This window comes from Kitasatospora sp. NPDC091257, from assembly GCF_044757675.1.
Lineage (GTDB): Bacteria > Actinomycetota > Actinomycetes > Streptomycetales > Streptomycetaceae > Kitasatospora > Kitasatospora lactacystinica.
Genome location: NZ_JBIVVI010000763.1, coordinates 1 through 4464, shown reverse-complemented (window position 1 = coordinate 4464; position 4464 = coordinate 1). Strand labels below are relative to the sequence as shown.

Annotated in this window: 6 protein-coding genes; 1 reads left to right on the top strand and 5 read right to left on the bottom strand. The window is 72.7% G+C overall.

Features of this window, described 5'->3' with window-relative positions; translation table 11 throughout:
- Positions 1–202: hypothetical protein (locus tag ACIQOV_RS29040; protein WP_401053505.1), on the top strand; the 202-nt coding region annotated here is incomplete at its 5' end.
- A gap of 781 nt (positions 203–983) precedes the next feature.
- On the opposite strand, the gene ACIQOV_RS29035 is transcribed toward ACIQOV_RS29040, so the two are convergent.
- From ACIQOV_RS29035 to ACIQOV_RS29015, 5 genes are all read right to left on the bottom strand, one after another.
- A complete protein-coding gene (locus ACIQOV_RS29035; protein ID WP_401053503.1) occupies positions 984–1841 on the bottom strand; it encodes a hypothetical protein in 858 nt (285 codons plus the stop codon).
- Positions 1825–2169, bottom strand: a complete 345-nt coding sequence (locus ACIQOV_RS29030) for a hypothetical protein (protein ID WP_401053501.1) — start codon at positions 2167–2169, stop codon at positions 1825–1827. Before ACIQOV_RS29030 ends, ACIQOV_RS29035 begins: the two co-directional genes overlap by 17 nt.
- 75 nt (positions 2170–2244) lie before the next feature.
- On the bottom strand, positions 2245–3240 hold the full coding sequence (locus ACIQOV_RS29025) for an NAD(P)H-dependent glycerol-3-phosphate dehydrogenase (RefSeq protein ID WP_401053499.1): 996 nt from the start codon (positions 3238–3240) through the stop codon (positions 2245–2247).
- On the bottom strand, positions 3237–4103 hold the full coding sequence (locus ACIQOV_RS29020) for a class I SAM-dependent methyltransferase (protein WP_401053497.1): 867 nt from the start codon (positions 4101–4103) through the stop codon (positions 3237–3239). Before ACIQOV_RS29020 ends, ACIQOV_RS29025 begins: the two co-directional genes overlap by 4 nt.
- Positions 4100–4464 (bottom strand): YcaO-like family protein (locus ACIQOV_RS29015; RefSeq protein WP_401053495.1); only part of this gene is annotated, 365 nt, incomplete at its 5' end. The genes ACIQOV_RS29020 and ACIQOV_RS29015, both read right to left, overlap by 4 nt.

Below are 4464 nucleotides of genomic sequence, written 5' to 3'. Positions count from 1 at the left end.
CCACCGCCGCACCGCCGCCCCCCACAGCAGCCCCGAGGCCGGCCCGCTGCTCACCAGCGGCCGCGGCCGCCGACTCGACCCCGCGCCCAGCGTGCGCGACCTCCTGCGCGCCGTCGCCTCCACCCACCCCCAGCTCACCCACCTCGCCGACACCCTCACCGCCGACGGCCTCGCCGCCAGCCCCAACCCCTTCCTCGGGTAGGTCCCGCCGCCCGCACCAGGGAGCGGTGGGCGGGACCCGATGCGCACGACGTCGAGCACGTTGACCTGCGGTTCCGTGGTGGTCGAACAACGCGCCCACGATTGGAGGAACACCGGGGCCGGGCACCGAACGAGGATCCAATTGGCTGGTTGCCCAACCGATACGACCCGAGGATGTCCCCATGCGTCGTGCCCTTACAGCGGTTGCCTTGTGCGCCGCGACCGTTGCTCTCACGCTCGGAAGCGCGGGATTCGCCAACGCGGACGCCTGGGTCTACCCGCAACAGTGCCTGGACGGGGGCGGGGAGGTTTTCCAGATCGAACCCGGGCTCGGCAAGTGCGTCGGCGGGACGTACGACGGCATGGAGGTGCAGGAGCGACCCTGAGTCCATTCGATCTCCTCGCGAGTTCCTGAGCCGAGGCCGGAGACCACGGCGGGCCCGCTCACCCCCTCTTGCGGCCGCGGCGCGGGATCGCGGGAAGAAGGTCAGCGAAGTCGGGTGCGAGGTCGGTGACGGCGGCCGGTCGCCGACGTGGCGGCCGAACACCCTCAGGCCCCGCGGGGCGTTCCGCAGGCGGCTGCGCGAGTGGAGCTGGGCATCGCGAAGTCGACGCTGAGCGAGTTGTTGTCCGGCCAGTAAGGGTTGGCCGTGGCCGCGGGGACCGATGCTGCCCATCATCTGCTGGCCCGACGAGGGTTGGTGCGCCACGGATCCTGCCGCCGCCCGGGTCCGCCGATCGTTGTACGGGGGCGGCTGGTCGAGATCGAATGGCGCCGGGCGTCAGGGTGCGAATGCGAGGTAGCTTGCGGTGGCCAGTCCGGAGAAGGTGACGAGCTGGACGGGTTTGAGGCAGGAGAAGGCCGCGTGCATGGCGATGCCGGCCGCTGCGGCGTAGGGCCTGGTCTGGGGGAGGATCAGGCCGATGGGTAGCGCGAGTTCGACCACGATGACCGTGGCGGACAGCGCGCGCCAGGCCCGGATGTCGTAGGCGGTCAGGTTGCCGAGGTGTTGCTGGACGAGCCGGGGGATGGCGAACTGGCGCCGGTGGCGGAGGTCGTTCTTGACCTGGGCGTAGGTGTGGATGAACTGCGCGAGGTAGAGGCCGCTGCGGAACTGGCTGGAGCGGATCTTGTGCCAGGCCGAGTTGAGGTAGATGTCCGAGGTGGCCAGAACGAGCAGGCACTGCGCCCAGGTGTTGGCGTGGCTGGGGAAATGCGTGAGGGTGAGCCCGTGACCGAGGTCTCCCGCGAGCAGGAGGCACCCGCCGGTGAGGATGATGTAGCGGACGGCGCTGGGGCGTCGCAGGTAGGCGAACTCCGTGGCGGCGCCGGCCAGCACGATCGGCAGGGTGAGGCGTGGTGCGAGGCCCAGGGCCAGCGCCGGCGCGGCCAGGGCCCGCAGGACGAGCATCGGCCGGTGGACGGCGAACAGGACGCGGGCCCGGGTGTCGCCGTGGCGTCGGCGGGCGAAGGCGGCCTGGACCTGGCCCGGGGCGAAGCGGTTCCACCCTCCACTGGTGAAGGCGGCGGCGAAGCGGAAGGTCAGGACAGCTCCGAAGGCGATCCGGAACATCTGGAGGCGGGAGGGGTCGGTGGGGTACTGGAACCCGGAGGTGACGGCGTCAACGAACCACAACACGGCTGTTGCGCACCTCGATCCGCTGCTCGCCTCGGGCGGACAGGACACGTCCGTGACCGTCGATCCGGTCGTAGCGGCCGGTGCGTACGTAGTGGCTGATGATGGCCTGGAGTACGGGGGGCGGCAGCATGAGGCTGCCGGGTGACAGCTCCGCGTACGGGTTGACCGGCTCGGTGCGGCCGTCCTTGGTGCCGGTGAGGGTGACGATGCTGAAGGTGGCGTGGGAGAAGAGCTTCCAGCGGAACCAGCATCCGGGGCGGCGGGTGAAGCCGACGCCCATCCAGAGCATCAGGGCGAAGGTCAGGAGTTCGGCGAGTGTTGAGGGCATGACGGATCGACCTCCGGAGCGGGAGGGAGGTGGTGGAGCCCGCAGGGACGGCGGTCAGCGCTCGGGTTTCACGGGCTACTTCATGAGCGCGGTGCCTGCCTCGTCCAGGGTGAGCGCCCCGCGCAGCAGCGCGGCGACGGTCTCGGTGATGGGCATCTCGATGCCGTGGGCGCGGGCGAGGGCGACGATGGCGTCGGCGCTCTTGACGCCCTCGGTGGTCTGGCGGGTGGCGGCGGCTGCCTCGTCGACGCTCAGCCCGGTGCCGAGGTGGTGGCCGAAGGTCCGGTTGCGGGAGAGCGGGGACGAACACGTGGCGACCAGGTCGCCGAGGCCGGCCAGCCCGACCAGGGTGGCGGGGTCGGCACCGAGTGCGGTGGCCAGCCTCGACGTCTCGGCCAGGCCCCGGGTGGTGAGCAGCGCGATGGCGTTGGCGCCCATGCCCATTCCGGCGGCGATGCCGACGGCCAGGGCGGTGACGTTCTTCAGGACGCCGCCGAGTTCGCAGCCGATGACGTCGGTGCTGGTGTAGGGGCGGAAGTAGGGGGTGCGGCATGCGGCTTGGAAGCGGCGGGCCGCGTCGGCGTCGGGGCAGGCGATGGTGGCGGCGGTCGGCTGTTCGGTGACGATCTCGCGCGCGAGGTTGGGGCCGGACAGGACCGCGATGCGCTGTGGGGGGATGCCGGTGGTCTCGGCGATGACCTCGCTGGCCCGCAGCCCGGTGTGCTGCTCGATGCCTTTCATCAGTGACACCATCAGCGTGGTGGGCGGGATGAAGGGGGCCCAGGTGGTGAGGTTGGCCCGCAGGGACTGTGCGGGGATGGAGAGCACCAGGTAGTCGGCCCGGTCCAGCGCGGCTGCCGGGTCGGTGGTGGCCTTGACCATGGCGGGCAGTTCGACGTCCGGGAAGTAGCCGGGATTGCGGCCGGTGGTGTTGATGGCGGTGGCGATCTCGGGGCGCCGGGCGTGCAGGGTGACGCCGGTGCCCGCATCGGCGAGGATCTTCGCCGCGGCGGTTCCCCACGATCCGGCCGAGAGGACGGCCGCGCGGACGGCGGGGTGTGCGGGGCTCATGTCCGGTTCCTCTCGGGGATCTCCAGGCCTTCCCGGATCGTAACGGGAACGCGCGGCGGGCCGGGCGTATCCGGGGGGCGGTGCAGGGTGAGCAGGACCGCGCGGCGGCCGGGCATTGTGGGGCGGCGGCGGTGGGCTTCGGCGAGCATGCCGGCGGCCTGCTCCCTGCCGAGCTCGCGTTCCAGCTGTGCCCGGTGAACGTTCCACAGGCCGTAGAGCCGGTCCCACATCGCCGGCTCGCCCGGCCGCTCGTCCAGGTGCTCCAGCACCAGCCCGGCGGCCTGGGCCTCCTCGGCCCAGGCGGGATCGGCGGTGCGGCAAGTGGCGCGCGTCAGGGCCATGCGGCCGCCGGGGACCAGGACGCGGGCCAGCTCACGCAGGGCGGCCTGGCGGTCGGCGGCGAAGCCGAGGGCGTCCACGCACACCACGCCGTGCGCGCGTTGGTCCGGCAGGCCGGTGTCCTCCAGGGATGCGACCCTGAAGGACACCCGGGGCTGCGCCAGGCCGAAGTGCGGGATGCGGGCGGTGGCCTCGTGTACGGCGACGGGGGACAGGTCGAGGCCGACGAGGTCGGTGTCCAGGGCTCGGGCCAGCCACAGGCCGATGCCGCCGGTACCGCAGCCCGCCTCCACCAGGACCTGGCGGGGCCGCAGGCGCAGCCGCGTCACCAGCAGCCCCAGCAGGGCCCAGTCGCACGAGCCGGAGGCCCCGACCTGTTCGGGGTAGTCCTCGCCGAGTGCCTGGGCGTAGAGGCGCGCGGTGATCGAGGAACGAGAGCGGGCCGCGTGGAAGGCGTCGAACCGGCCGGCGAGCTGGGTCTCGTGAGCGACGCGGTCGGGAACGGCGTGCGGTGCGGGGGTCATCGGGGCATCGTCCTGGTCATCCGGGAGCCGGCACCCGGGCACACGACGTGCACCGCGGGCACGAGGTCGTCCGGCGCGGACAGGGCGATCGCGGCCGGCTCGTTCCCGGTGACCTGCTCGACGGCCGCCGCCGTGGCGTGCACCCGCTCGGCGAAGGACCCGCTGGCGGGCGCGAAGCCCTGAACGGCCCGCTCCCAGGGGATCAGCACTGGGCGCGCAGGCCGGGCGAGGGCCGCACCGGCCGGTGCGATGTCGCCGGGCAGGTCGTCGCGGGTCCCGGCGATCAGGGTCAGGCGCGACTGGGCGGCCTCCGTCACCGCGCGCGTGAGGGCGGTCCCCGGGCTGTGGTGGCAGCCTCCCC

Excerpts from the sequence above, each read along its gene's own strand:
- ACIQOV_RS29025 (WP_401053499.1), bottom strand. The coding sequence starts at position 3,240 with ATGAGCCCCGCACACCCCGCCGTCCGCGCGGCCGTCCTCTCGGCCGGA.
- ACIQOV_RS29020 (WP_401053497.1), bottom strand. The coding sequence starts at position 4,103 with ATGACCCCCGCACCGCACGCCGTTCCCGACCGCGTCGCTCACGAGACC.
- ACIQOV_RS29030 (WP_401053501.1), bottom strand. The coding sequence starts at position 2,169 with ATGCCCTCAACACTCGCCGAACTCCTGACCTTCGCCCTGATGCTCTGG.